Here is a 24,929-nt window from a genome sequence, read left to right as displayed (position 1 = left end):
GAGGAGGGGTGTTTACATGACAGCTAGAGACGAAACATTTACATTAAATAATGGAATTAAGATTCCACAAATTTTCTTCGGAACTTATGAAATTCCAGCTCGTGATACAGAAAAAAGTGTTGATCAAGCATTAAAGGATGGTTATCCTGGGATCGATACTGCACGTGATTATGGGAATGAACGTGAAGTAGGAAACGCAATCAAGAATAGTGATATTGATCGTGATGACATATTCCTTACAACTAAGATTGAAAGCCCAGAATCATATGACGAAGCAACGAAAATGATTGATGAAGCCCTAGAGAAATTACAAACTGACTACATTGATTTAATGTTGTATCATTGGCCTTCAGGTGATTTAACTGAAACCTACCGTGCTATGGAAGATGCCGTTAAAGCAGGTAAATTAAAGAGCATTGGTTTATCTAATTTCTATGGTGATGATTTGGATAAAATCTTGAAGAACGCAACAATTGCTCCAGTTGTTGATCAAGTGGAGACAAATGTCTTCCGTCAACAAAAAGATTTCTTGCCGGTCGCTAAAAAAGACAATTTACGTCTAGAAGCATGGTCACCATTTGCAAGAGGTCGTAATGGTTTTTTCACTAATGAAACTTTAAAGAAGATCGCCCAAGACCATAATAAGACCGTGGGACAAGTTGGTTTACGTTTCTTAATTCAAAACGGAATTATTGTATTGCCACGTTCAACTAAGCCCGATCGAATTAAGAGTAATTTGGATATCTTTAATTTTGAATTATCTCCTGATGAAATGGCAGAAATTGGCAAGCTCGATACTGAGAAGAGTCAATTCGGCTGGTTATAAAGTATAAAAAAATTCTCACACTTTTTGAAGTGTGAGAATTTTTTTTATTCTAAAGAACTCTTAGATTACTTGTTTGCTTGATTTTATCATCAAGTTCTTGTGATTCTTTTTGAATAATATGACTACAAATTTCAAATAATTCATGATAATCAACCTTGTCAATTAACAGGCCGTTGTCTGCAGAATCACAATCAAATATCACTAAATTACCATGATTAGAAATATTCATTTCTGAAATCATTTTTTGATCAGATTTGAAGGTGCTCTCAGTCAACTTTGATCTGCGATCTTCCTTAAACATATCCATGTCTAACTTAACCTGTTTAGCAATGCTATATACTAAACTATCACAATAGGTCATGTTTTTCTCTAGAATATCCCGTTGTAACGCAAACAAAAACTTTCGGCCTTTCTTTGCTCCTTGAAATAAGGCTGCTTTGTAATCAAGAATCAATTTGTATGGAAGAAGTTGTGAGTGAGCTTCCTTATTGCCAGATATAACGCTGAGATTCATGATTGGGATGATTCGGTATGATGTCTTACAGGGTAATTGTTTTGATAAACGAGCAATGGTTCGTTCAGACTCAGCACAGTCACTACAAGTTGGGTCTACAAATAAATATAGTTCAATCATAACTTTTTCCTTTCCTAGTTTGTTATTCTTCTCTTCTATAACGACGCACTTACTAGAGTATCATTTTTTCATAAAAATTCAATAAATTTGTTTTAATATTCTTATTATACTGGGATAATAATTATGTGTGTTATTATATTTCTGGAACAATTCTAGAGACTGGAGATTGTTGTTTTATGGTAGAAAACTGGGACGATTTTTTGTTTCCATATCAAGAAGCGTCAAACGAATTAAAATTAAAGTTGCGTGGCATACGATCACAGTACTTAGAACGCGGTGAGCGATCACCAATTGAATTTGTTACTAGTCGAATTAAGCCAGTTGACAGTATCAAAGAAAAAATGCAACGTCGCCATATTGACGAATTACGGTTATCAGAAGACATGGAAGATATTTGTGGGCTACGAATTATGTGTGAATTTCTTGATGATATCTATACCGTAGTTGATATTCTCCGGAAAAGAAATGATATTAACATTCTTGAAGAACGTGATTATGTTCATAACGAAAAGGCAAGTGGATATCGTTCGTATCACATTGTTTTTAGTTATCCGTTGCAATTAGTTGATGGTCAAAGAGAGATTCTTGCTGAGATCCAAATTAGAACGTTAGCAATGAATTTCTGGGCCACCATTGAACATTCTTTGAACTATAAGCATCCTGATGTCTTCCCACCGGAAGTTCATGAAAGATTGCAAAGTGCGTCAGAAACGGCTTACAAGCTAGATGAAGAAATGTCAGAAATTAAGCAAGAATTAGATCGGGATCTTAAAAAGCAAAAGGATAAACATGAATAGGGGAACAAGCAATGAAGATTGCAATTTATAGTAATGATGGTGAGACCTCGAGTCGAATTGCATCAGAATTATCAAAAGAAATTGAGAAAGCAAAGGATTTAGAAATTGATGAGCTGAATCCTGAGATTGTCATTTCAGTTGGTGGAGATGGAACACTGTTATCTGCTTTTCATCATTATGACGATTTGACGGATAAAATTAGATTTGTTGGAATTCATACTGGTCATTTAGGTTTTTACACTGATTGGCGGGATACTGAGGTTACGCAATTGGTAGAAAGCCTGAAACGGGATAATGGACAAAGTGTTAGTTATCCGTTGCTAGACATTGAAGTTGATTATGCAGATGGCGGGTTGCCAGATTACATGATTGCCTTAAATGAGGCCACGTTTAAGAAACTTTTTGGAACGATGGTTGCTAAAGTATACATTAAAGGTGAACTTTTTGAGAATTTCCGCGGGGATGGTTTATGTATTTCAACTCCTACTGGCTCAACCGCGTATAACAAATCGGTCGGGGGATCCATTATTTCGCCAAAATTTAATTCAATTCAGGTGGCAGAGATGGCATCGATTAATAATCGGGTCTTTCGGACAATTGGTTCTCCGATTATTATTCCGCCAACTGAATCCATCACAATTGTTCCTGAGGTTTCACTTCATAACGTTTTGACTTACGATCAACTGTTAATTAAGGATCGGCCCATCAAATCAATTAAGTTCAAAATTTCCAAACGTCGAATTTACTTTGCCAAATATCGTCACACTCATTTTTGGCAACGAGTCAGCAATTCATTTATCGGGGATACCTTAAACGATGATTAGTTTTGCGTGGATTTATGATGAAACTCACCCAATGAAAGTTAGAACCTTTGTGATGAAGAACGGAGTTACACGTTCCTTACTTAAGGACATTCGTTATCATGGTGGTCACTTAATGGTAAATGGTCACGATGTGTATACGAGTTTTGAATTATCACATGGAGATCGTGTTCGAATTATTTTGCCACCTGAAAGGCAAAATGATTTTTTACAAGTTTCGAATTTACCCATTAAAATTTTGTTTGAAAATGATAACTTTTTAATTGTCGATAAACCTGCGGGATTGGCGTCAGTTCCATCGCACATTTATCCCAAGGATACAATCTTAAATCGGGTTCTTGGGTACTATCTTCGAAATGATTATCCAAGTAAGAAGGTTCATGTTGTCAATCGTCTAGATCGGGATACTAGTGGTCCTGTTATGTTTGCCAAAAATCATCTTGCACATTCAGTTCTTGATAAACAACTTCAGGATCGAAAGATTGAAAAAAACTACGTTGCGGTCATTTCGGGCGAACTCAACATTAAGCATGGTGAAATTGTTCTTCCGATTGTGAGGAAGCCGGGTTCATTTATTGAGCGTGAGGTCCGTGATGATGGTAAATATTGCCGAACAGAATTCTGGACGTTAAAGGTTAATAACGGGATGTCATTGGTTAAGATTCGACTGCATACGGGTCGAACTCATCAAATACGGGTTCATTTTGCTAAGATTGGATATCCGTTAGTTGGTGATTGGCTTTATAATCCTAATGCTCATAGTGGTGAATATCAAAAGTTACATTGCTACCAAACAATTTTTTTTGATCCATTTGAAAAGAAAAAAATTAAAGTGAGATCTAAAATTCCAATAGAATTTAAGAATTTGTTGAATTGAAAACAGTCTACTTATTAGTAGGTTGTTTTTTTTATTATTTGATAATATACGATTTTAGGAGCTAGTTTTTTAGTTAGCTTATTACTATAATTTATTGTAATGTGAAGCTGTAACCAAAATGCAATAAAACGTTTTTGATGGTAAACATGTTAGTTAATAAATTAAGGTAAATGCTGATCTCTAGGGGAATTTCAACCTTAAAATTCCATGTTATAATGAATTTAAGCTTGGTAAAAAATAATAATTTAAGTAAAAATAATTGGACATTTATGCGATTTCACATTAGAATAATTATTAATAATATTATTTATTTTTTTATTAATTTTTGATCATTAGATGTTATACTTAAATATGATGTTGTGATTTTGAAAGGGAGAGACAATTAATGAATAAGTACGTTAAGAAGCATAACCAGATGGCAATTAGTACTGGCGAAACTAAGCGTCGCAACAAATTGGTTAAGACTAAAAAAGGTTGGATGAAGGTAGCAATGGGTTCAATTTTTGCTAGTGCTGCCTTGTTAACTTTTAACTTGAATAGTCCTGTAAATGCTGATAAAGCAAATACAGCGACAATTTCACAAAGTGTTCAAGCTTCTCAAGCACAATCAGGAAATGGGGTTTCAACTACTCAAACTTCAGGTTCTAATCAGGTTCAGAACCAACCAGAAGCTTCTAAGTCATCAGAAAACACTAGTAAAACAGTGGAACAATCCCAAGTTGAACCAGCAAGTGGTGAAACAAATCAAGAAGTAAACAAGACTTCAGAAAATGTACATACACCAACAGTACAAAAGAATGATTCTGATCAATCAAATACTGGAAGTGAAACTACTTCTGATTCAGTCAAGAACAATGACACAAAGGATACTACTGATAAAGCATCGTCTAATAACAGTCAGACAGTTGCTCAAGCTAGTCAACAACCAGTTAATGCGGATCAGGCAACACAAACCAAGTCAACCGATACTAATTCTACTGAAGCTAAGGCTACTGATTCACAACAAGTGGCAACTAAGGGTTCACAAGATCAAAAAGAAGCCAATGCAAAGCAGCAAGCGGAGCAAGATTCAAAGAATAATGCTGATCAACCACAAGTGAGTCAAGCTACTAAAGCTGATAGCACTAAAGATTCTCAATCAGCTGCTGACAATCAACAGGCAACCAAGGATTCGAAGTTAACTGATAATACTAACAACAAGAATCAAGTTGCTGATAAGAACGATAATCAACAACAAAATGCTGATCAAAATCAAAACGTTAACTTGAAGGCTGACGTTGCCACTCCTGATAATAAGATTGGTCCCGGGTATTATGATTCAAGCGTGGATAACAATGTAAATAAGAATGTTCAGCGTCCATCACAATACACTAACTTCAATGTTTCAAATAACACCAATCTAGTTAGTTATACTCAAGACTTTATTAATAAAGTTACTCCTGGTGCAATCGCTGGATGGAAGAAGTATGGTGTTCTACCATCAGTTTCAATTGCACAAGCAATTATTGAAAGTGGATGGGGTAGATCAGGATTAGCCGTTAAAGGAAATAACTTGTTTGGGATTAAGGGTTCCTATGATGGTCAATCAATCTACTTTCCAACTCAGGAATACATTAATGGCCAATGGGTTACGGTTCAAGCTGCCTTTAGATTATATCCAAGTTGGTCTGCAAGTATTGAAGATCATGGAGCCTTTTTAAGAGACAATCCAAGATACAACAATTTGCTTGGCGTAAGAGATTATGAAAGTGTCGCTTACGACTTACAATATGATGGATACGCTACGGATCCTAGCTATGCTCAAACTTTGATTAATTGTGTTCGTAATTATGGCTTAGACAGTATTGATAAAGTGGCCTTTCAAGATGAAGGAAATCCACTACCAGCACCAGATGTTAAGTCCACGTCAGGAACTTACACTTTCAATCAAACTACTAATATTCGAACTTCACCAAGTTTGAGTGCTCCAGTTGTAGGACAATATAAAGCTGGTGAAAGTGTTATTTACAATGGGACTGTTGATGCTGATGGTTACACTTGGTTAAGATACAAGTCATATTCTGGTGACGATTTGTATGTAGCTAAAGTAAGTGATGCGCCAGCTTCAAATCCAGAGTCAAACGTTAAATCAGAAAATGGTACTTATACTTTTGGTCAAACTACTAACATTAGAACTGCTCCAAGTACCAGTTCACAAGTTGTTGGTCAATATGATGCTGGTGAAAAAGTCGTTTATGATGGAACTATCAAAGCAGATGGCTACACTTGGTTAAGATACCGAGCAAGCTCAGGAGCTTATCGCTATGTTGCTAAGATTGGTAATACTTCCGCTCCAAAGGAAGATACAAATGTTAATTCAGCATCTGGTCGGTATACCTTTGGTCAAACTACTAACATCAGAACTGCTCCAAGTACCAGTTCACAGGTTGTAGGCCAATACGATGCTGGTGAGAGTGTCACTTATGATGGGACTGTTGATGCTGACGGTTACACTTGGTTAAGATACCGAGCAAGCTCAGGTTCATATCGTTACGTTGCTAAGATTGGTAATGATAGTTCTTCTACTTCTACACCAAATAGTCAACCAAATGTTACTGAAGCTTCTGGAACATACACCTTTGGTCAAACTACTAACGTGCGAACTTCACCAAATACCAATTCGCAAGTTGTAGGTCAATATGACGCTGGCGAACGTGTGGTTTATGATGGCAAAGTAATCGCTAATGGTTATACATGGTTAAGATACCGTGGTGGCTCAGGTGCATATCGCTACGTTGCTGAATTAGGTAATGGATCTGGTGCTTCTACCAGTCACTCAGACGTTACTTCTGCTTCCGGAAGATATACATTTAGAAATACTACTAACATCCGAACTTCACCAAATACCAATTCGCAAGTTGTAGGTCAATACGATGCTGGTGAAAGTGTAGTTTATGATGGCAAGGTAATCGCTAATGGTTACACATGGTTAAGATATCGAGCAGCTTCAGGTGCATATCGCTACGTTGCTGCAACTAATTAACGGATTCCATTTATCGCAATTTGTGGATCTTTTTAAACATTTTCAAATAAATGAAATGGAGTATGGATTATGAGTATAAAGAAAGTAGCCTCAATCATTTTAGTTAGTTTTGCAGTATTAACGGTAGGCTTTTTCGTACCGAATGTGGTATATGTCAACGCACAGACTACTCAATTTGCGCAAGGTAATAGTGGAAGGGGAGAAATAGTTGTTCATTATGTTGATAAAAATGGACAAGTTATTCGTCCCGCTACCACAGCCATGGGTGATACTGGAAGTACGTATATTGCTTCTATTCCTAATATTCCTGGTTATAAGTATGCTAGTATCCAAAATGGACAAAATAACAGTAACGGTCCTCAAATGACCTTTGGTGGAAGTGACAGCTCGACCGATATAATGGAAATGACCATTATTTATTCATCAACTGGTAATCAAGCTGCTGGTAACAGTCAAGCTAATCATGCTAACTCAAGCAGCAGTACCAGCAATAACGGTAATGGTGGAACGGCCACTAGTCCAAGTAAAAATAATAATGGCAGTGCTAGTAGTAGTTCCAATGCTAGTAAAATGAATTCTGATGCAGGTAAGCAAGGTACAACGAAAGATCAAAATGGAAAAGCTAAAGATCAATCTGACACCTCCAACAATGCTAAAGAATCCAAAAAAACCAAAGCAGATCAGAAAGCTCAAAAAGAAAAAAATGCCAAAGATCAAAAATACAAGTCTGATAAAAAAAATCATAAAGATCAGAATGGTAAAAAAGATCAAAATAAGCATGATAAAAAGAAAAGCAAGAGTGGAATCACGCCTTGGGTAATTGGCGGAATTATTGTAGTAGTGATTGCCGGAGTTGGTGGATTCGTTTGGCGTCGGTTAAGAGGCCCTCGTCACTTCGAACATTAATATTAAGTAATCCATAGTTGTTTAGAACAGCAAAGTAAAAATCCCTTCAAATTAGATTTACAATTCCAATTTGAGGGGATTTTTTGACACTAAAATTATTTTTTATTAATTATAATTGTTGGCTTGATGGAACTTTGAAGCTTCTCAAGTTCATCTTTTGTTTCAGTAAATGGGATTAACTGGAGATTTTGATAGTTTTTCATTTTTTCGTTGAGGTGATCTAGTCTTGTGGATGCTACCACTCCAGCAAAATTATTATTATCGATCCAGTTAAGTGCATCAGTCCAGTCTTTTTCAATGATGTGATCAAACGCAGGGGAGAAGTATAATTGCATGCCTCCAGCAGCTGCCATAAGGGTTTCCATTGCTTCTAAATCAATCTTATGTTTGTCATCTAATGCCCCAATAATAACTCCATCGACACCTAGTTCTTGACACTGAAAAAGGTCGTCTTCCATGATTTTAATTTCAGAATCATTAAAAGTATTGGTGTCATTATTTGAAGAAATTAAGACATCCAGGCTTCGTTTCTTTTCATGAGCATATTTACAAGCCTCGGCAATGAAACCCCGACTAGGTGTCATCATTTCTTGTTCAATTGCAATTTTCACCTTGGCATTTTCAAGTTCAACTGGAACCTCACGAAACTTTGAGACCATTGGTTCAATAATTGTCATATAAACTACCTCCTCAAATAATTATAACTATTATGGGTAGGAATTGACATCAATTTTGACCTTAAATGAAATTGGGCGCGTGATATAATTAAGAAATGGAATTATTGAACGAATTTATGGAGGATATTAATGACTAATCATATTGCGTTATTTGAACCATTAATGCCCGCAAATACGGGTAATATTGCTAGAACATGTGCTGGTACTGATACGGTTTTAGATTTAATTAAACCGCTTGGATTTTCGGTAGATGATAAACATTTAAAACGAGCTGGATTGGATTATTGGGATAAAGTTAAAATTAATTATCATGAGAATCTTCCGGAGTTTCTAAAAACCATTCCTGATAAGCAAAAGTTATTTTTGGTGTCAAAGTTTGGGGAAAAGGTATATACCGAACGTGATTATCGTGATCCCAATGACGACTATTATTTCTTATTTGGTAAAGAAACAACCGGTCTACCAGAGAATTTTGAACGTCAATACGCCGAACAGGCAATCAGAATTCCACAGGATGATTCACATATTCGGGCGTTGAATTTATCGAACACTTGTGCGATCGTAATATATGAGGCCTTAAGACAACAAGGTTTTGCTGGTCTTGAAATGACCCATACTTATGAACATGATAAATTAAAATAATGTGAAGGGGTGCCTTAATTGGCTCAACGAAAAACAAAGCGTAAAACTACAAAACGGAAAACAACGCGAAAGCGTCGTTCAAGGAAAGGCAAAAATTCTTTTTGGATCAAATTCAAGGGTTTTTGTGGTAAAAGGAAGCTAAACATTATTGGTTTAATTTTCCTACTAATTGCCGGACTTGGATTTTTCAGTTTGGGGATGGCCGGGACATTATTTGCTAACGTATTTCGATTAGTCGTTGGAAATGCTTATCAAGTTTTAGCAATTTTTCTTGGTCTTTTTGGTGGATTACTGTTTCTTGGAATTAAAATTCCTAAAATTGATTTTCACTACATTGTCGGATTCTTAGTTGCCTTTGTGGGGTTGACTTTGAACCTATCAATCTTGTTTTTTAATTCATTAAATACCCACGTAGGATTTGTCCAAACAACGTTTAACACATTGTTTTCTGATATTACGAGTAATGTTTCTACTAGTAATGTTGGTGGTGGAATGGTGGGAGCGTCGTTACTTTCACTTTTTAGTACCCTCATTTCATTACTAGGAACTTCAATCTTAGCTTACGCGCTAATGGTAATTGGAGTTGTTATCTTTTTTAAATTGCCAGTTATTCAATGGGCTAAGGATGGGTTGAGTTGGACAGGAAAATGGATCACTTCGATGGTGGCATCGGTGCGTCGTGCTCATATAAATAATAATGAAAGACGAAAACAGAAAAAGAGTCAGGAACAACCATCACACGTTGTTAAAAAAGCTTCCGTTAATTCTTCAGTTCCAAAAAGACCAGAATCTAGTAGAACCCAAGAACAACCGCAAGCACTTCATGATTCATTGTATAATTCAATTAAAAGCCAAGATACAAATAAAAGTGATGAAAAAGCACCGCATATCACGGTTGCCAGTCGAAAACCAAAACCAATTCAGTCGGATAGTAGACCGGAAGCAGATTCCCCTAAATTTGACAGTAACTCAACAAATGATCGTTATCAGCTTCCCTCGACCAAATTATTAACGAAGGTTCCAGAACAGGATCAGACCGAAGAATATAATGCCATTGATAAGAATACTCAAATTTTGCAGAAAACTTTGAAGAGCTTTGGTGTTGACGCTGAGGTAAAGAACGTAAGTCTAGGTCCTTCAGTAACTGAGTATGAACTTCATCCTGCTATTGGGGTAAAAGTATCTAAAATTGTCAATTTAAGTGATGATATTGCGCTTGCGTTGGCTGCTAAGGATATTAGAATTGAAGCTCCAATTCCAGGGAAATCACTAATTGGTATTGAAGTTCCTAACAAATCAATTTCAACGGTTTCATTTAGAGATGTCTTTGAAAACCAAACTGGTGATACAAAGAGTATTTTGAATGTGCCATTAGGAAAGAATGTTAATGGGGACGTAGTTTCTTGTGATATTACTAAAATGCCTCATTTACTGATTGCCGGATCAACTGGAAGTGGAAAATCAGTTGCGATTAATTCAATCCTTACGAGTATTTTGTTAAAAGCGACTCCAGACCAAGTGAAATTTATGTTGATTGACCCTAAGAAAGTTGAATTAGGGGTTTATAATGGTATTCCACATTTGTTGAGTCCAGTTGTTTCTGATCCTAAGAAGGCTGCTCGTGCGCTTCATAAGGTGGTTGACGAGATGGAGCATCGTTATGAGATGTTTGCTCAAACTGGTCAGCGAAAGATTAGTGGCTATAATAAGTACATTCGTGAAAAGAACGCCAGTGAAGGAACTTCACTTCCGACACTTCCGTACATCGTGGTTGTGGTTGATGAATTAGCTGATTTAATGATGACCGTTTCAAATGAAGTTGAAAGTGCCATTATTAGATTAGCTCAGATGGGCCGTGCTGCTGGTGTACATATGATTCTAGCTACTCAACGGCCATCGGTAGATGTTATTACTGGATTAATTAAGGCTAACGTACCATCAAGAATTGCCTTTGCTGTTTCGAGTGGAGTTGATTCACGAACAATTTTGGATACCAATGGTGCTGAAAAATTGCTTGGTCGAGGTGATATGCTCTATCTTCCGATCGATCAAAACATTCCTGCACGTGTTCAGGGGTCCTTCATTTCTGATAGTGATGTTGAAAACGTGGTTGATTTTGTAAAGAAGCAGGCCCGACCGGAATACGATGATTCGATGATGGTAACCGATGCGGAGATTAAAGAAGAGGAAAAGAATGATGACGAGGATGATTTGTTTGATGATGCGCTTGCTTTTGTTATTAAAGAACAAAAAGCTAGTACTTCAATGATTCAGCGTCAGTTTCGGATTGGATATAATCGTGCCGCACGAATTATTGATGACATGGAGCAGCGTGGTTATATTGGTCCCCAGCATGGAAGTAAGCCACGGGATGTTTACAAAAAATCATCTGATGATGCAGAGCAATAAAAAAGACACTCTGATTTAACTCAGAATGTCTTAAAGCAAGGTTATTAAATTATGCGCCACCAAAGAAAGCAGCTGCTGATCCAGCAACCACTGATAAAATGGTTGCAATTATCATTAACCAAACAAAAATCATAAGGATTTTTTGAAACGTTGATTTATCTTTCCATTTATTCAAGGCATCCACCACTTTCAGTATTTATACTGTGATAATTCTAACTTTGAACTAAAAATATTGCAAATTACTTATTATGTCTAAACTTAAGGGTTGAGGGAAAATGAAAATGGTTAATTATATTTCAAACATGCATTCATTAATGCAAGCTTTGATTAAACCAGCATTATTTTTTATAATAATCGGTCTAATTATTATTATTTCGAAACGTGTGACTAAGAATCGAATTTTTCAACGCTTAAACTTTTTAGATTCCTTTCCAATTATTGGGATCTGGATTGTACATGTCATTACAATGACTAACCACGGTTTTTCTTTTTTGCCCGTCTTTGTTTTAATTTGGATGATAATGGGAATTATTTTTCTTATTTATCGAGTTGTGAGTGAGGGACAATTAAGACCAAAGTTATTTTTAATTAACTTTTGGCGAGCAAGTGATATTTATTGGATAATTATTTTTATATTATCTTTGATTATAAAAATTATCACAATACATTGATTTAAACGCATTTCAAGAATTGTTTTCTTGAAATGCGTTTATTTTTTTGTGGATTTTTGTGGAGGCGAAGTGGTAGGAAGTGGGTTATTGTGGTAAACTAAAATTATATTTAGGAAGAGAGGAATGAGAGCCATGTTCATGGGTGAATATCGACATCATATCGATACCAAGGGACGGCTTATTATTCCTGCTAAATTCCGAGATTTATTAGGTGATAAGTTTGTTATTACTCGGGGACTCGATGGCTGTCTTTTCGGATACACCGAAGAAGAATGGCAGAAAGTTCAAGAAAAAATCAATAAACTTCCATTTAACAAAAAAGATGCTAGAATGTTTGCCCGTTTTTTCTTTTCTGCTGCTACCGAATGTGACATTGACAAGCAAGGACGAGTTAACATTCCAACGTCACTTCGTAAGTATGCAGGTCTTACTAAGAACTGTGTCTTAGCGGGGGTATCAACTAGATTTGAAATTTGGGATGCTTCTAAGTGGGATCAATACACGGACGAGGCTTCTAGTGAGTTCAGCGATATTGCTGAGAACTTACTTAATGATTAGGCTGGGGTGAATTAATGATGGCTAAATTTGAACATCAAACTGTTTTATTAAACGAAGCTGTTCGTGGTCTAAACGTTAAACCCAATGGGATTTATGTTGATTGTACTCTAGGAGGTGGAGGACATAGTGCAAAGATCCTTTCTGAGTTAAGGAATGGTCATTTGTATGCCTTTGATCAAGATCAAGTTGCTATCGACTATAATCAGCACCATTTAGCAAAGTTTTTGAAGGATAATGAGTTAACTTTCATTCATGATAATTTTAGAAACTTTAAGTCTGATCTAGAGCAATACGGTGTTACAAACGTTTCTGGGGTCGTTTATGATTTAGGGGTATCTTCACCTCAATTAGATGACGCCGAACGTGGATTCAGTTATCAAAAGGATGCTCGCCTTGATATGCGGATGGACCAACGAAATAACTTGGATGCCTGGGAAGTTATTAACCATTGGTCATATGAAAAGTTAGTAAAAATTTTTTATCGATATGGTGAAGAAAAATTTTCAAAACAAATTGCCAGAAGCATTGAGCGTATTAGAGCTGATCATCCAATTGATACTACGACTCAGCTAGCAGAAATTATCAAAAACGCTATTCCGGCCGCTGCCAGAAGGCACGGTGGGAATCCCGCTAAACGAGTTTTTCAAGCTGTTCGGATCGCTGTTAACGATGAATTAGGAGCTTTAGAAGATTCGTTGGAGCAAGCTTTAGACATGTTAGAAGTTCACGGAAGAATTAGCGTGATTACTTTTCAATCATTAGAAGATCGATTGGTAAAGGGAATCTTTAAAGAAAAGACCACCATTCAAGATTTGCCCCATGATTTACCTGTAATACCTGAAGCAATGCAACCAAAATTTAAAATGGTCCAAAGAAAACCAATTTTACCCAGTGCAGATGAGCTTAATCAAAATCACCGATCGCACAGTGCCAAACTCAGAATTATTGAGAAAATTAAATAGGAGGTGGGAACTTTGGCACAAAATGGTCTAGCAAGAAAAGAATATTCAAATGGGAATGCGTATGAAACGTATCGCAGAAATCAGATCAATTCTCACCAACCCACTGCTCCACAAAAAGAACATAGGTTCACCCCGAAACTTGAAGTTACTGTTTTAGTAGTTGGATGTGCAGTAGTTTTTTTAATGGCAATTGCGTTAGTTTGGACAAGAGTATCGCTTTCAGGGGCACAACAAACGTTGCAAGATACAGCAACGAGATCAACAAGAATACGTAATACAAATACAGGACTTAAACAACAGATTGATGAATTACAAAGTAGTTCACGCTTGGATAAAGTTGCTAAGGGATCTGGATTGAAACTTTCGAATGATCAAATAAGGAACATCACAAAATGAATAAAAAACAAGAGCAGATGAAAAATCGGAAAAATGCGATTGCTAACCGAAAAAGATTTGGGATGTATTTTCGGATTTTAGTAATTGTAGTTTTCCTGTTGATTTTCGGCTTTTTTTTTAAAAAAGCAATTTTCAAAAGCGCAAATAACGTTAATTTGGCACAGCAGACGAAAAATTTGTATGCTCAAACTAATGTGCTGAAATCTAAGCGAGGCACAATTTACGATAATAATAATCAAGCACTAGCTGAAGACACTAGTACCTACTCGATTTATGCCATCTTGAATAAATCACAGAAGACTAAGGACAATAAACCGGATTACGTGACTAACCCCCAAAAGACGGCTAAAGTTCTTTCTGAAAACTTGCCAATCAGTTACAAAGAAGCCCTTAAGACACTTCAGCCCAAAAAAAAGGCCTTTCAAGTGGAATTTGGAAATCCTGGGAAAAATATTTCTTTAGTTGATAAACAAAAGATTGTGGCTCAGCATTTACCAGGGATCAAGTTTGTTCAACAACAAAGCCGTCTGTATCCCAACGGAGTTTTTGCTTCGCACATCGTGGGACTAGCTTCACAAGTAACTAATAATAAGACGAAAGAAACCAACCTCGTAGGACAAATGGGGCTAGAAAAGTCATTTAATAAAACTTTAAGTGGCCAAAATGGTTATAAAGAAGTTCGCCATGATAATTACGGGTATGAAGTTCCCGGGGACAATCAAAAAGAAAAACCGGCAATCAATGGTAATAACGTCCATACGACCATTGACTCACGACTTGAATATCTTCTGGAAAATCAGATGACGGAAGTTCAATCACAAGTTCATCCTAAAAGTATGAATGCTATGCTGATTGATGCTAAGACTGGGAAGGTGCTAGCTGCGGCTCAACGTCCTACTTTTAATGCCACAACTGGTAAGGGACTTGGTGGAATTTGGCGAAATACGTTAACTCAAGATGCTTTTGAGCCTGGTTCAACAATGAAAGTCTTTACTTTAGCGGCCTCAATTGATAGTGGTAATTTTCATGGCAACGAGCGTTACTTGTCCGGAAAATATAACATTGATGGTAAAACTGTTCCTGATTGGTTGCCAACTGGATGGGGCCGAATCACTTATAATAAGGGGTTTGCCTTATCTAGTAATGTTGCCATGGCACACTTAGAGGAACAGATGGGTCCGAAAACATGGAAAGAATACATTAATCGTTTTCAGTTCCTTAAGAATACTAACTCAGTTTTCGGTGATGATGATTCAGGTAGTATGCAGTTTAAATTACCAATTGAACAGGCTAATACAGCCTTTGGCCAGGGAATTCAGGTTACGGCGTTACAAATGGTACAAGCTCTAACTGCAGTTGCTAATAACGGGAAAATGATTAAGCCACGATTTGTTGATAATATAACCAATGATCATCATAAAGTGGTGAAGTCTTATAAAGAGGAAACCCTTGGTCATCCTATTAAAGCTTCAACTTCTCAGGAAGTTAGAAAACACATGGAAGATGTTGTTTATAAGCCGTATGGAATTGGACATGATTATCAAATCCCTGGCTATCGAGTAGCAGCAAAGACCGGTACGGCCCAAGTAAGTAATGGAACGGGTGGATATGAAAACGGTGATGATAGCTATCTTTACTCAGTGGCTGGAATGGTTCCATCATCTAATCCAAGATACATTATGTATGTCAGCATGAAGCAACCAACCTTAAATGGTAGTAAGACAGCTTCTCAATTAATGGCACAGATCTTTAATCCCGTTATGAAACGAGCATTAACACAAAATAATGAAAATAATACTCAAGTTCCAGACGTTGTTAATCAGAAAACGGACCAAGCTAAGGATCAGCTTAATAAGAGTCATATGACACCAATCGTGATCGGTGATGGTGATACAATTACAAAACAAAGCCCAGCGCCAATTGGCGCTGGAGCTGGCAATAATCATATCATTTTACTTACTAGTGGTGTTTTAAGGATGCCAGACATTAAAGGATGGAGTCAAAAAGATGTTCAGACCCTTAGTGATTTGTTGGACATTAAGTTAAGTACTACTGGTAAGGGCAATGTAGTAAACCAAAGCATTAATCGTGGTCAACGAATTACCCCCAAGACCACGTTAGTAATTAAATTAAAATAATTTTGAGAGGATGAAAAGTGATGGATTGGTTAATTCCACTAGTTGGAGGATTTATTATTACACTGGGACTAACTCCAGTATTAGTAAGCTATTTTAGATCAAAGCATGAAGGTCAGATGATCAGGGAGGAAGGCCCTAGCTGGCACGAAAGCAAAAGTGGCACTCCTACAATGGGAGGGTTAGGCTTTATCATTGCGATTGTGATTACATGCTTAGTTTATGGTTTAGTAGTTAACCAATTAAAGTCAACTTTGCTCATCTTGTTATTTGTTCTTGTCTTTTACGGTTTGATTGGGATGTGGGATGATTCCATCAAGTTGTTTAAACGTCAAAATGAAGGATTTAAAGCATGGCAAAAATTTCTGCTTCAGATCGTTGGTGCTTTGGTCTTTGCATGGGTCTACTATGCAGATGGATTTCCAATGTCCATTCGTTTCTTCAATCTTGGTGAAATTCCATTAGGCTATTTTTACGTCCTATTCATTATCTTTTGGTTGGCTGGATTCTCAAATGCAGTTAATCTAACCGACGGATTGGATGGATTAGTGAGTGGATTAGCGATCATTGCATTTGGAGCATATGCCGTGGTGGCATATTTTCAGCATCAATTTGAGGTTGAAATCTTTTGTACGTCAGTGGCAGGAGCTTTATTAGCCTTTCTGATCTTTAATCATAAACCCGCTAAGATCTTCATGGGAGACATGGGGTCATTAGCGCTAGGTGGAGCATTAGCCGCCGTATCAATTTTGCTTCATCATGAACTTTCCTTGTTATGGATTGGACTAGTGTTTGTTATTGAAACGGCTAGTGTTATTTTACAAGTAACATCTTTTAAACTAACTGGTAAAAGGATCTTTAAGATGACTCCCATTCATCATTCATTTGAGATGATGGGATGGAGTGAATGGAAAATTGATATTGTCTTTTGGTTAGTTGGGCTCTTTACGGCCATAACGGGTGTTATTACAATGATTTAGTTTTTAGGGAGTTTTAATTATGAAAAAAGTTGACGATTATAAAAATAAAAACGTATTGGTTTTTGGCGCTGGAATGAGTGGAACCAATGCAGCCGAACTACTAGTTAAATTGGGTGCCAAGGTTACGTTAACGGATGCCAAACCAGCAGATCAGATCAAAGCATACAATGATTTACAAAATGATGGTGTCAAGGTGGTAGCTGGTAAGTCTCCTGTTTCTTTGCTTGATGGCATGGATTTGATGGTTAAAAATCCCGGAATCCCGTACGATAATGAACTAGTAAAAGCCGCTCAATCTCGAAATATTCCGATTATTGTGGAGCTGGAGCTAGCTGCTGAGGTTTCAGAGGCGCCATTAGTAGGGGTTACTGGAAGCAATGGAAAAACAACTACAACGACTATGATTACTAAGATGTTGCAGGCTGGTAAACAGCATGGAACTGCTTTAGATGGTGGTAACATTGGAATTCCGGCAACTAAGGTAGCTCAAGAAGTTACTAAGGAAGATGTCTTGGTATTAGAAATTTCAAGTTTTATGTTATTAGGTACCCCCAAACTCCATCCTCATATTGCCGTTATTACTAATATTTTTTCCAATCATTTGGATTATCACAAGACACGGGAAAATTATGTGAATGCTAAAATGCAAATTACTAAGAATCAGACCAAAAATGATTATCTGGTAATTAACTTTGATAGTGAAGAATGGAGAGAGTTAAGTAAGCGCAGTAAAGCACAAATTATTCCATTTTCACTAACTGATCATTATCAGAATGGAGCCTATGTATCTGATGGAGACATTTATTTTAAAGATGAATTTATTATGCACGAAAAAGACATTCGGGTCCCAGGCGAACAGAATGTTCAAAATGCTTTAGCTGCCATTGCAGTTGCTAAATTATATGAGGTTCCTACCGAGGCAATTGTGTCGGTATTAAAAAATTTTGGTGGAGTTCGTCACCGAGTTCAGTACGTATTAACGGCTGACAATCGTGAATTTTATAATGATTCGAAGGCAACCGATATTGAAGCAACTCAGATGGCTTTGAGGGGCTTTGATGAACCCATCGTTTTATTAGCAGGCGGGCTTGATCGTGGATATACTTTCGATAAATTGGTACCAGATTTTAAGGATAGTTTGGCAGGAATTGTTTTGTTTGGTCAAACTGCTGACTTATTAGAAGAGGCAGCAAAAAAAGCTGGGGTACCACAGATTAAGAAAGTTAAAAATCTTGATGAGGCTGTTCCTGAGGCCTTTAAGATGAGTAAACCAGGCGATATCGTATTATTGTCACCAGCTAATGCTAGTTGGGATCAGTTTGCAACGTATCGTGATCGCGGCGATGAATTCATTAAAGATGTTGAAAAGTTAACCGGTAAAAAGGAGACCAACTAATGAGAATGATTGTATCGGGAGGTGGAACGGGAGGACATATTTACCCCGCACTTGCCTTAATTGACGCATTAAAAGCTAAAGAGCCTAATTCAGAAGTTTTGTATGTTGGATCTGATCGTGGGCTTGAGGGTAAAATTGTTCCAGAGAAGGGACTTAAATTTGATGCGTTAAACATCCAGGGCTTTAAACGGAAGTTATTTAGTTTATATAATTTCAAAACCATCTGGCTCTTTTTAAAAAGTGTTCATGAAGCAAAGAAAATCATTAAAGATTTTAAACCGGATGTCGTTGTTGGAACAGGTGGCTATGTTTGTGGTGCCGTGGTTTATGCCGCAGCCAAAATGGGGATTCCGACCGTTATTCATGAGCAAAATAGTGTGGTTGGACTAACTAATCGTTTCTTAAGTCGTTATGTGGATCAGATTGCCATTGCCTTTGACGATGCCCGAAAACAATTTCCTGAAAATAAAGTTGTTTTTACTGGGAATCCTCGTGCCCAACAGGTTGCAAATATACAAAGTGATTTTAAATGGAGCAGCATTGGCTTAAAAGATGACGTTCCAACCGTTTTAATATTTGGTGGGAGCCAGGGTGCCTTGAAAATTAATTCTTCAACCGTAGAAGCAATTCCTGAATTTGACCGACGCAAGTATCAAGTTGTGTTTGTAACTGGTCAAAAGCGTTATCAAAGTGTAAAAGATGAGTTGAAGAACGTTAAAGTCAACAGTAATATTGCAGTTTTACCGTATATTTCTAATATGCCGGAAGTTTTGCCAAAAGTTGACCTAATTGTAGGAAGAGCGGGAGCTACTAGTATTGCTGAAATTACCGCAATTGGAATTCCCGCAATCCTGATTCCCAGTCCATATGTTACAGCCGATCATCAGACTAAGAATGCCATGAGTTTGGTGAAAAATAATGCCGCAATGATTTTGACGGAAAAAGATCTTAACGGACAGTCATTAGTAACTAAAGTGGACTCTTTGATGCATAATTCTGAATTGAGAAAACAAATGGCTGCTAATTCTTATAATATGGGAGTTCGAAATGCAGCAGATCAACTTTTAGCAGTTTGCCAAACTGCAATTAAAAAACATCATAAAAAAGCTTAACGGGTGATCGTGATGAAAACTAACGGCAATGATTCCAATTCGTCTGGTCGGTTGGAAAGATACCAAGAGAGAAAACAAAGAAAAAATAGTAGATATCGGGTTGGCCATCAAATTCCCGGGATTCGAAGACAGCAACGTCGGCAGTTAATTAAAGGCTTTTTACCAATCCTATTAGCTTTTAGCATAATTGCCCTAATCTCACTGTATTTTGTATTGCCGTACAGTCGAATATCAGAGATTAAAGTTCAAACTGATAGGCAATTGGCGGATGCTAATATTAATAAGCAAATTCCATTTCAAGCTGGAGATTCGTTGTTCATGGTTAAAAGGAATCAGTCCAAAGCCCAGCAGTACGTCTTGAATCATAATGCTGAAGTTAAAAAGATTGATTTCGTTTTTACGCATCATAATCAATTAAATGTAAAAGTGATGGGTTATTCTGACCCTGAGTATGCTTTAAGGAATGGTAAATATTATCCAGTTTACCCGTCTGGCAATATTTCTAATCAAGCTGTTAAGATTAAAAATTTAGATGATGTTTGTGTTCTTTCTGGTTTTAACCAAAAAGAAGAAATTAAAAATGTTTTAAAACAATATAAAAACATTAAGCCACCCATTCGAAATCAAATTAAGGAATTACAAAGTGCAACTACCAAAAGTAATCCTGAAAGAATTAAGATTGTGATGAAAGATGGAAATGAAGTTTATGTTAAAACTAGCACAATGGCAGAAAAGATGGCTTACTATCCGTCAATTGCTAAGACCCTAAAACAAAAGAGTGTTATCAACATGGAAGTAGGAGCATATTCGTATCCACTGGGGAAATGAGAGTTCTTTATTAACATTCACTATGTGTGTTAAAATTAAGTGAGATTATGGTTTATTGGACAATCGTTTTCGATAAACTTTATATGGAGGTTCCAGATTATGAACGATTCAAATATGTACATTGGTTTAGATATTGGAACCACTTCGATTAAAGTGATTGTAGCTGAAAAAGCCAACAATCAAATGAACGTAATCGGGGTTGGTAATGAGAGATCAACTGGAGTGAGCCGGGGAGTTATTGTTGATATTGACAAGGCTTCAAACGCAATTGGACGCGCAATTAGACAGGCTGAAGAAAAAGCCAGTGTTAAGATTAGTAACGTAATTGTTGGCATTCCTGCTGACCAAATAAAAATTGATAAGTGTTCTGGAATGATTGAACTTCCTGATCAATCAGAAGAAATCACTAATGATGACGTTGTTGACGTTGCTGAATCTGCGATTGATACTAATCTACCTCCTGAACGTGAAGTGATTGATTTAACTCCTGATGAGTTCATGGTTGATGGCTTTGACGGGATTCAAGATCCAAGAGGAATGGTTGGAAATCGCCTTAAGATGAATGGTCGTATGATTAGCGGACCTAAAACAATCATTCACAATATCAAGAAGGCTGTCACAAATGCTGGACTAAACATCGAGGCACTTGTCGTTGATCCTCAAGCTGAAGGAAAATATATTTTAAGTGAATCAGAGCAAGAGTTTGGTACAATACTGATTGATTTAGGTGGTGGCCAATCAACAGTTGCGGTTATTCATGACTTTGAACTCAAGTATGCAAATGTGGATCTTGAGGGTGGACAATACATAACTAAAGATATTTCCTCAGTGTTAAATACATCTGCTTCTAATGCTGAAAAGCTAAAGCGTGGCTATGGATATGCTGATGTCGATCAAGCTAGTGAAGATAATGAATTCCCAGTTGATGTGGTTGGTCAAGGACAACCAGTTAACGTAAGTGAAAAGTTATTGGCTGAGATTATCGAAGCACGAATTGACCAAATCTTTAGTAGATTAAAAACTGACCTTGACGGAATTGATGCTCTGAGTCTGCCTGGTGGGATTGTTCTAACTGGTGGAGTAGCATCAATGCCTGGAATTGCTGAGTTAGCTGCTAATACTTTTGGAGTGAATGTCAGGGTTTATATTCCTGATCAAATTGGTTTAAGACATCCTTCTTTGTCATTAGCGCTATCTTTAGTTAATTATGGAGGTAATTTGAGTCAAATCGAGCGGTTAGTACGTTCTGCATTTGACCATGGTGAGTTCACTCATAGTGACAACGGAAATGCCAGAGAAGTTGAACCTGAGTCTGAACCGAAAGTATCTGGATCCATTCCCTTTAAGCAAAAAAGACAGAACAAAACGGCAAAAAAGAAACGTGAAAAGAAACCAAAGAGTGATAAGAATTTAGGCGAAAGATTTAGTGGTATCGTACATCACTTTTTCGAGTAACGCGGGGGTATCGATAAAATATGGACTATTCAATGGATGCAAATAAAAATAATGGTGCAACAATTAAAGTCATCGGAGTTGGTGGCGGTGGTGGAAATGCCGTCAACCGAATGATTGAAGAAGGTGTCAAGGGAGTAGAATTTATTGCTGCCAACACCGATTTACAGGCTTTAGGAAGTTCTAAAGCAGAGACTAAAATTAATTTAGGACCTAAACTTACTAAGGGACTTGGTGCTGGTTCAAATCCAGAAGTAGGATCAAAAGCGGCCGAAGAAAGTGAAGAGGCTCTTACTGATGCACTAAATGATGCTGATATGGTATTTGTAACTTCTGGAATGGGTGGTGGAACCGGAACTGGTGCCGCTCCTATCGTTGCTAAAATTGCAAAAGACGCAGGTGCATTAACGGTTGGCGTAGTTACTCGTCCCTTCGTTTTCGAAGGACCAAAACGGGATCACAATGCCACTGAAGGAATTGAAGCTTTAAAGCAGAACGTTGACACTTTGGTAGTGGTATCCAATAATCGTTTGTTGGATATGGTTGATAAAAAGACACCAATGATGGAAGCATTTAAAGATGCTGACGATGTTCTACGCCAAGGTGTCCAAGGAATCACCGATTTGATCACCAGTCCCGGAGTTGTTAATTTGGATTTTGCTGATGTTACAAGTGTTATGCAAAATCAGGGTTCCGCTCTTATGGGAGTTGGTGCAGCAACAGGCGAAAATCGGACTGAAGAAGCAACGAAAAAGGCCATTAATTCTCCATTATTAGAAGTTTCAATTGATGGTGCTCAACAGGTTTTACTTAATGTTACAGCTGGTCCAGAGCTATCGCTTGCGGAAGCTCAGGATGCGGCTAATATTGTATCTGATGCAACGTCTAATGATGTTAACATCTTCTTTGGGACCTCAATTGATGAAAACATGGGTGACGAGGTTAAGGTTTCAGTGGTTGCTACCGGAATTCAAACTGGTGATCCAGATCGTTCTGCTAGTCCAGCTTTAGCTCGCAAGAATCGTTCAAGTACATTTGCCAGTCCTAAGACTGATAGTTCACAAAAAGATAATTCTGATTCCAGCAATGATGACCCACTTCATAACTGGGATATTAGTGATAACCAGAATGATGTAAGAGACAATGATTCATCTTCAAATGATGATAAATTTTCAAACGTTGAAAAACAGGACTTTGAACCATTTGATGCTGGAAACAATTCAGATTCAAATAATAATGATGATAGTGGAAACGACAATGATGATGTCCCTCCATTCTTCAGATATCGGAACCGAAATAATAAGCAGTAGTTTTCGGAGAGGAGTTAGTAATGTCAAATAAGATTAAAAAGTTTTTGGGGCTTGATGATGACGATGAAGCCTATGAAAATGATGAAACAAGTCAGAATACTGTTCCGTCAGTAAAGAGCAATCCACGAAAGGTTGTTTCAATGAGTCAAAGTGATATTTCTAATAGTAAAATTGCCATTTTAGAGCCACGCATTTATGCCGATGCAAAAAGCATTGCCAGTAAGTTAATTGGTGGCAATGCTGTCATCGTCAAAATGGACGGCGTTAGTAATGAATCTGTTAAAAGAATTGTTGATTTCTTAAATGGGACTGTTTACGCAATCGACGGAAAAATAAAACGAATTGACGATAAAATTTTTCTTTGTGCACCTAATAATTTTGATATTGATGGGGCAATGGACGAAAAGTTTAATAGTCGGTTAGGATGATTTAATTGGTTATGGTGATTGATTGGATTGTTAGAATTATTAATTACGCAATTCAAATATACATGTTAGCGATTGTGATTGATGCACTACTAACTTGGTTTCCGGGGGCATCCCAATCTAGATTTGGCCAGTTCTTGGGGCGAATCGTTAATCCGTTTTTAGAATACTTTAATTTTGCTCATATCGGAATGCTGGGATTTGGTCCTATTTTGGCATTGATTGTGCTTCAACTTTTACAGTTCGGTGTGACTTATATTGGAAATATTATAATAAGTTTGGTTGGGTAGCATGAGTATTAAAAAGGATATTGAACAACATTTTAGAAAGTCTGAGATTCCCTTCCTTCAAACTGCTAGTGATTGGATTGAGAGTGCTAATTCTGAATATCGACCAATCCTTACTAGTTTTTTAAATTCACGGGAATGTTATTTATTACAAACTTTAGTGAACCGCTATCCTCATTTGCAATTATCAACTTTTGGTGGCTATAAAGATGCTGAAATGAAACGTGGCATTATTTATCCAGACTACTTTCATCCGGAGGTTAAAGACTACCGATTAGCCTTAGTTGAAATTGAATACCCAGAAAAGTTTGCTTCAATTCACCATAACCAGGTTCTTGGCAGTTTAATGGGAAGCGGAATTGAACGGAAAGTTCTTGGTGACATCCTGACTGATGGAGACCGTTTTCAATTTATTTGTGAACAAGAAATGGTTGGCTATCTGACTCAGGAAGTTGATCGCATTGGACGTGTGAAAGTTAATTTAAAAGAAGTTAATTTAAGTGAAATGATACAGGGAGAAAATGATTGGGTTACTAGTTTTGTTACTCTTCCATCATTTCGGTTAGATGTAGTTATTTCAATTGGTTTTCGGATTTCTCGTAGTGTAGCTAAGTCACTAGTCGAACACGAAAAAGTGCGGCTAAACTGGTTTGAATTTACTAAACCAAACTATGAAATTAAAGTTTCTGATATGATTTCTGTTCGCGGATACGGTAGAATAAGAGTAGTTGGATATAATGGTCATTCTAAAAAGGGAAAGTTAAAAGCTGAGTTAAATATAATAAAAAATAAATGAGGAGGGATAT

25 protein-coding genes are annotated in these 24,929 nt (G+C 37.0%); 22 read left to right on the top strand and 3 right to left on the bottom strand.

The genetic code is table 11. The features are described from left to right. The first annotated feature begins 16 nt into the window (after positions 1-16). A complete protein-coding gene (locus FC73_RS01995) occupies positions 17-826 on the top strand; it encodes an aldo/keto reductase (RefSeq protein ID WP_010021175.1) in 810 nt (269 codons plus the stop codon). Positions 827-875: 49 nt separating this feature from the next. Here FC73_RS01995 and FC73_RS01990 read toward each other — a convergent pair whose 3' ends face one another. Next, the gene (locus FC73_RS01990) at positions 876-1,460 is read right to left on the bottom strand and encodes a DsbA family protein (protein WP_010021178.1); all 585 of its coding nucleotides are present in this window, start codon (positions 1,458-1,460) and stop codon (positions 876-878) included. 176 nt (positions 1,461-1,636) lie between these two features. Here FC73_RS01990 and FC73_RS01985 point away from each other — a divergent pair, with 176 nt between their 5' ends. From FC73_RS01985 to FC73_RS01965, 5 genes are all read left to right on the top strand, one after another. Continuing rightward, on the top strand, positions 1,637-2,257 hold the full coding sequence (locus FC73_RS01985; RefSeq protein ID WP_010021179.1) for a GTP pyrophosphokinase: 621 nt from the start codon (positions 1,637-1,639) through the stop codon (positions 2,255-2,257). An 11-nt stretch (positions 2,258-2,268) separates the two neighbouring features. Continuing rightward, the gene (locus FC73_RS01980; RefSeq protein WP_010021180.1) at positions 2,269-3,081 is read left to right on the top strand and encodes an NAD kinase; all 813 of its coding nucleotides are present in this window, start codon (positions 2,269-2,271) and stop codon (positions 3,079-3,081) included. Beyond that, complete coding sequence (locus FC73_RS01975) at positions 3,074-3,955, top strand: RluA family pseudouridine synthase (RefSeq protein WP_010021181.1); 882 nt, start codon at positions 3,074-3,076, stop codon at positions 3,953-3,955. Before FC73_RS01980 ends, FC73_RS01975 begins: the two co-directional genes overlap by 8 nt. A 385-nt stretch (positions 3,956-4,340) precedes the next feature. Then, a complete protein-coding gene (locus tag FC73_RS01970; protein ID WP_010021182.1) occupies positions 4,341-6,977 on the top strand; it encodes an SH3 domain-containing protein in 2,637 nt (878 codons plus the stop codon). Between the two features lie 69 nt (positions 6,978-7,046). Continuing rightward, positions 7,047-7,883: a MucBP domain-containing protein gene (locus FC73_RS01965; RefSeq protein ID WP_010021184.1), complete on the top strand. Its 837-nt coding sequence runs from the start codon at positions 7,047-7,049 to the stop codon at positions 7,881-7,883. 95 nt (positions 7,884-7,978) lie between these two features. Here FC73_RS01965 and FC73_RS01960 read toward each other — a convergent pair whose 3' ends face one another. Beyond that, a complete protein-coding gene (locus tag FC73_RS01960; protein ID WP_010021185.1) occupies positions 7,979-8,560 on the bottom strand; it encodes a copper homeostasis protein CutC in 582 nt (193 codons plus the stop codon). 129 nt (positions 8,561-8,689) lie between these two features. Here FC73_RS01960 and FC73_RS01955 point away from each other — a divergent pair, with 129 nt between their 5' ends. Both FC73_RS01955 and FC73_RS01950 read left to right on the top strand, forming a co-directional pair. After that, positions 8,690-9,202 carry a tRNA (cytidine(34)-2'-O)-methyltransferase gene (locus FC73_RS01955; protein ID WP_010021187.1) on the top strand — a complete coding sequence of 171 codons (513 nt, stop codon included), beginning with the start codon at positions 8,690-8,692 and terminating at the stop codon, positions 9,200-9,202. A gap of 18 nt (positions 9,203-9,220) precedes the next feature. Next, a complete protein-coding gene (locus FC73_RS01950) occupies positions 9,221-11,611 on the top strand; it encodes an FtsK/SpoIIIE family DNA translocase (RefSeq protein ID WP_010021188.1) in 2,391 nt (796 codons plus the stop codon). A gap of 49 nt (positions 11,612-11,660) precedes the next feature. Here the strand turns inward: FC73_RS01950 and FC73_RS06890 are convergent, their stop codons facing one another. Next, positions 11,661-11,795, bottom strand: a complete 135-nt coding sequence (locus FC73_RS06890; protein WP_375708522.1) for a DUF4044 domain-containing protein — start codon at positions 11,793-11,795, stop codon at positions 11,661-11,663. A gap of 91 nt (positions 11,796-11,886) precedes the next feature. On the opposite strand from FC73_RS06890, the gene FC73_RS07155 reads away from it, so the two are divergent. The 14 genes from FC73_RS07155 to FC73_RS01880 all read left to right on the top strand — a co-directional run bounded on the left by FC73_RS07155 (position 11,887) and on the right by FC73_RS01880 (position 24,919). Next, positions 11,887-12,282: a DUF3397 family protein gene (locus FC73_RS07155; RefSeq protein WP_029327082.1), complete on the top strand. Its 396-nt coding sequence runs from the start codon at positions 11,887-11,889 to the stop codon at positions 12,280-12,282. A 132-nt stretch (positions 12,283-12,414) separates the two neighbouring features. After that, complete coding sequence (mraZ, locus tag FC73_RS01940) at positions 12,415-12,840, top strand: division/cell wall cluster transcriptional repressor MraZ (protein ID WP_029327083.1); 426 nt, start codon at positions 12,415-12,417, stop codon at positions 12,838-12,840. Between the two features lie 17 nt (positions 12,841-12,857). Next, positions 12,858-13,802, top strand: coding sequence for a 16S rRNA (cytosine(1402)-N(4))-methyltransferase RsmH (gene rsmH, locus FC73_RS01935; RefSeq protein ID WP_010021194.1), 945 nt, complete (start codon positions 12,858-12,860; stop codon positions 13,800-13,802). Positions 13,803-13,814: 12 nt separating this feature from the next. Beyond that, on the top strand, positions 13,815-14,198 hold the full coding sequence (ftsL, locus tag FC73_RS01930; RefSeq protein WP_010021196.1) for a cell division protein FtsL: 384 nt from the start codon (positions 13,815-13,817) through the stop codon (positions 14,196-14,198). Continuing rightward, positions 14,195-16,336, top strand: a complete 2,142-nt coding sequence (locus FC73_RS01925) for a penicillin-binding transpeptidase domain-containing protein (protein ID WP_010021198.1) — start codon at positions 14,195-14,197, stop codon at positions 16,334-16,336. Before ftsL ends, FC73_RS01925 begins: the two co-directional genes overlap by 4 nt. A gap of 20 nt (positions 16,337-16,356) precedes the next feature. Next, a complete protein-coding gene (gene mraY / locus FC73_RS01920; RefSeq protein ID WP_010021199.1) occupies positions 16,357-17,313 on the top strand; it encodes a phospho-N-acetylmuramoyl-pentapeptide-transferase in 957 nt (318 codons plus the stop codon). 19 nt (positions 17,314-17,332) lie between these two features. Continuing rightward, entirely contained in the window at positions 17,333-18,709 is a 1,377-nt protein-coding gene (gene murD, locus FC73_RS01915) for a UDP-N-acetylmuramoyl-L-alanine--D-glutamate ligase (RefSeq protein WP_010021200.1), read from the top strand. Continuing rightward, positions 18,709-19,821, top strand: coding sequence for an undecaprenyldiphospho-muramoylpentapeptide beta-N-acetylglucosaminyltransferase (murG, locus tag FC73_RS01910; RefSeq protein ID WP_010021201.1), 1,113 nt, complete (start codon positions 18,709-18,711; stop codon positions 19,819-19,821). The genes murD and murG overlap by 1 nt, the downstream gene beginning before the upstream one ends. A gap of 12 nt (positions 19,822-19,833) precedes the next feature. Then, positions 19,834-20,649 carry a cell division protein FtsQ/DivIB gene (locus FC73_RS01905; protein WP_010021203.1) on the top strand — a complete coding sequence of 272 codons (816 nt, stop codon included), beginning with the start codon at positions 19,834-19,836 and terminating at the stop codon, positions 20,647-20,649. Positions 20,650-20,748: 99 nt separating this feature from the next. Then, a complete protein-coding gene (ftsA, locus tag FC73_RS01900) occupies positions 20,749-22,104 on the top strand; it encodes a cell division protein FtsA (RefSeq protein ID WP_010021205.1) in 1,356 nt (451 codons plus the stop codon). 20 nt (positions 22,105-22,124) lie between these two features. Further along, positions 22,125-23,411 (top strand): cell division protein FtsZ, encoded by a 1,287-nt coding sequence (gene ftsZ, locus FC73_RS01895; protein ID WP_010021206.1) that lies wholly within the window; start codon positions 22,125-22,127, stop codon positions 23,409-23,411. Between the two features lie 20 nt (positions 23,412-23,431). Next, positions 23,432-23,839: a cell division protein SepF gene (locus FC73_RS01890; RefSeq protein WP_010021207.1), complete on the top strand. Its 408-nt coding sequence runs from the start codon at positions 23,432-23,434 to the stop codon at positions 23,837-23,839. Positions 23,840-23,850: 11 nt separating this feature from the next. After that, positions 23,851-24,126, top strand: coding sequence for a YggT family protein (locus FC73_RS01885; protein ID WP_010021208.1), 276 nt, complete (start codon positions 23,851-23,853; stop codon positions 24,124-24,126). Between the two features lies 1 nt (position 24,127). Continuing rightward, positions 24,128-24,919, top strand: coding sequence for a YlmH family RNA-binding protein (locus tag FC73_RS01880; protein WP_010021209.1), 792 nt, complete (start codon positions 24,128-24,130; stop codon positions 24,917-24,919). Positions 24,920-24,929 lie beyond the last annotated feature (10 nt).

The organism is Fructilactobacillus fructivorans, from assembly GCF_001434095.1.
In the GTDB taxonomy this organism is placed as follows: Bacteria; Bacillota; Bacilli; order Lactobacillales; family Lactobacillaceae; genus Fructilactobacillus; species Fructilactobacillus fructivorans.
The sequence above is the reverse complement of the archived record's forward strand: the minus strand, read 5'-3'. Positions and strand labels throughout refer to the sequence as shown.

What these genes read in the sequence shown, in the direction of transcription:
- FC73_RS01995 (WP_010021175.1), top strand. Translation starts at nt 17, where the DNA reads ATGACAGCTAGAGACGAAACATTTACATTAAATAATGGAATTAAGATT.
- ftsZ (WP_010021206.1), top strand. Translation starts at nt 22,125, where the DNA reads ATGGACTATTCAATGGATGCAAATAAAAATAATGGTGCAACAATTAAA.
- FC73_RS01970 (WP_010021182.1), top strand. Translation starts at nt 4,341, where the DNA reads ATGAATAAGTACGTTAAGAAGCATAACCAGATGGCAATTAGTACTGGC.
- ftsA (WP_010021205.1), top strand. Translation starts at nt 20,749, where the DNA reads ATGAACGATTCAAATATGTACATTGGTTTAGATATTGGAACCACTTCG.
- FC73_RS01975 (WP_010021181.1), top strand. Translation starts at nt 3,074, where the DNA reads ATGATTAGTTTTGCGTGGATTTATGATGAAACTCACCCAATGAAAGTT.
- FC73_RS01955 (WP_010021187.1), top strand. Translation starts at nt 8,690, where the DNA reads ATGACTAATCATATTGCGTTATTTGAACCATTAATGCCCGCAAATACG.
- FC73_RS01990 (WP_010021178.1), bottom strand. Translation starts at nt 1,460, where the DNA reads ATGATTGAACTATATTTATTTGTAGACCCAACTTGTAGTGACTGTGCT.
- FC73_RS01880 (WP_010021209.1), top strand. Translation starts at nt 24,128, where the DNA reads ATGAGTATTAAAAAGGATATTGAACAACATTTTAGAAAGTCTGAGATT.
- FC73_RS01885 (WP_010021208.1), top strand. Translation starts at nt 23,851, where the DNA reads ATGGTGATTGATTGGATTGTTAGAATTATTAATTACGCAATTCAAATA.
- FC73_RS01905 (WP_010021203.1), top strand. Translation starts at nt 19,834, where the DNA reads ATGAAAACTAACGGCAATGATTCCAATTCGTCTGGTCGGTTGGAAAGA.
- FC73_RS01965 (WP_010021184.1), top strand. Translation starts at nt 7,047, where the DNA reads ATGAGTATAAAGAAAGTAGCCTCAATCATTTTAGTTAGTTTTGCAGTA.
- murD (WP_010021200.1), top strand. Translation starts at nt 17,333, where the DNA reads ATGAAAAAAGTTGACGATTATAAAAATAAAAACGTATTGGTTTTTGGC.
- FC73_RS07155 (WP_029327082.1), top strand. Translation starts at nt 11,887, where the DNA reads ATGAAAATGGTTAATTATATTTCAAACATGCATTCATTAATGCAAGCT.
- FC73_RS01980 (WP_010021180.1), top strand. Translation starts at nt 2,269, where the DNA reads ATGAAGATTGCAATTTATAGTAATGATGGTGAGACCTCGAGTCGAATT.
- murG (WP_010021201.1), top strand. Translation starts at nt 18,709, where the DNA reads ATGAGAATGATTGTATCGGGAGGTGGAACGGGAGGACATATTTACCCC.
- FC73_RS01985 (WP_010021179.1), top strand. Translation starts at nt 1,637, where the DNA reads ATGGTAGAAAACTGGGACGATTTTTTGTTTCCATATCAAGAAGCGTCA.
- rsmH (WP_010021194.1), top strand. Translation starts at nt 12,858, where the DNA reads ATGGCTAAATTTGAACATCAAACTGTTTTATTAAACGAAGCTGTTCGT.
- FC73_RS01925 (WP_010021198.1), top strand. Translation starts at nt 14,195, where the DNA reads ATGAATAAAAAACAAGAGCAGATGAAAAATCGGAAAAATGCGATTGCT.
- mraY (WP_010021199.1), top strand. Translation starts at nt 16,357, where the DNA reads ATGGATTGGTTAATTCCACTAGTTGGAGGATTTATTATTACACTGGGA.
- FC73_RS01890 (WP_010021207.1), top strand. Translation starts at nt 23,432, where the DNA reads ATGTCAAATAAGATTAAAAAGTTTTTGGGGCTTGATGATGACGATGAA.
- FC73_RS01960 (WP_010021185.1), bottom strand. Translation starts at nt 8,560, where the DNA reads ATGACAATTATTGAACCAATGGTCTCAAAGTTTCGTGAGGTTCCAGTT.
- mraZ (WP_029327083.1), top strand. Translation starts at nt 12,415, where the DNA reads ATGTTCATGGGTGAATATCGACATCATATCGATACCAAGGGACGGCTT.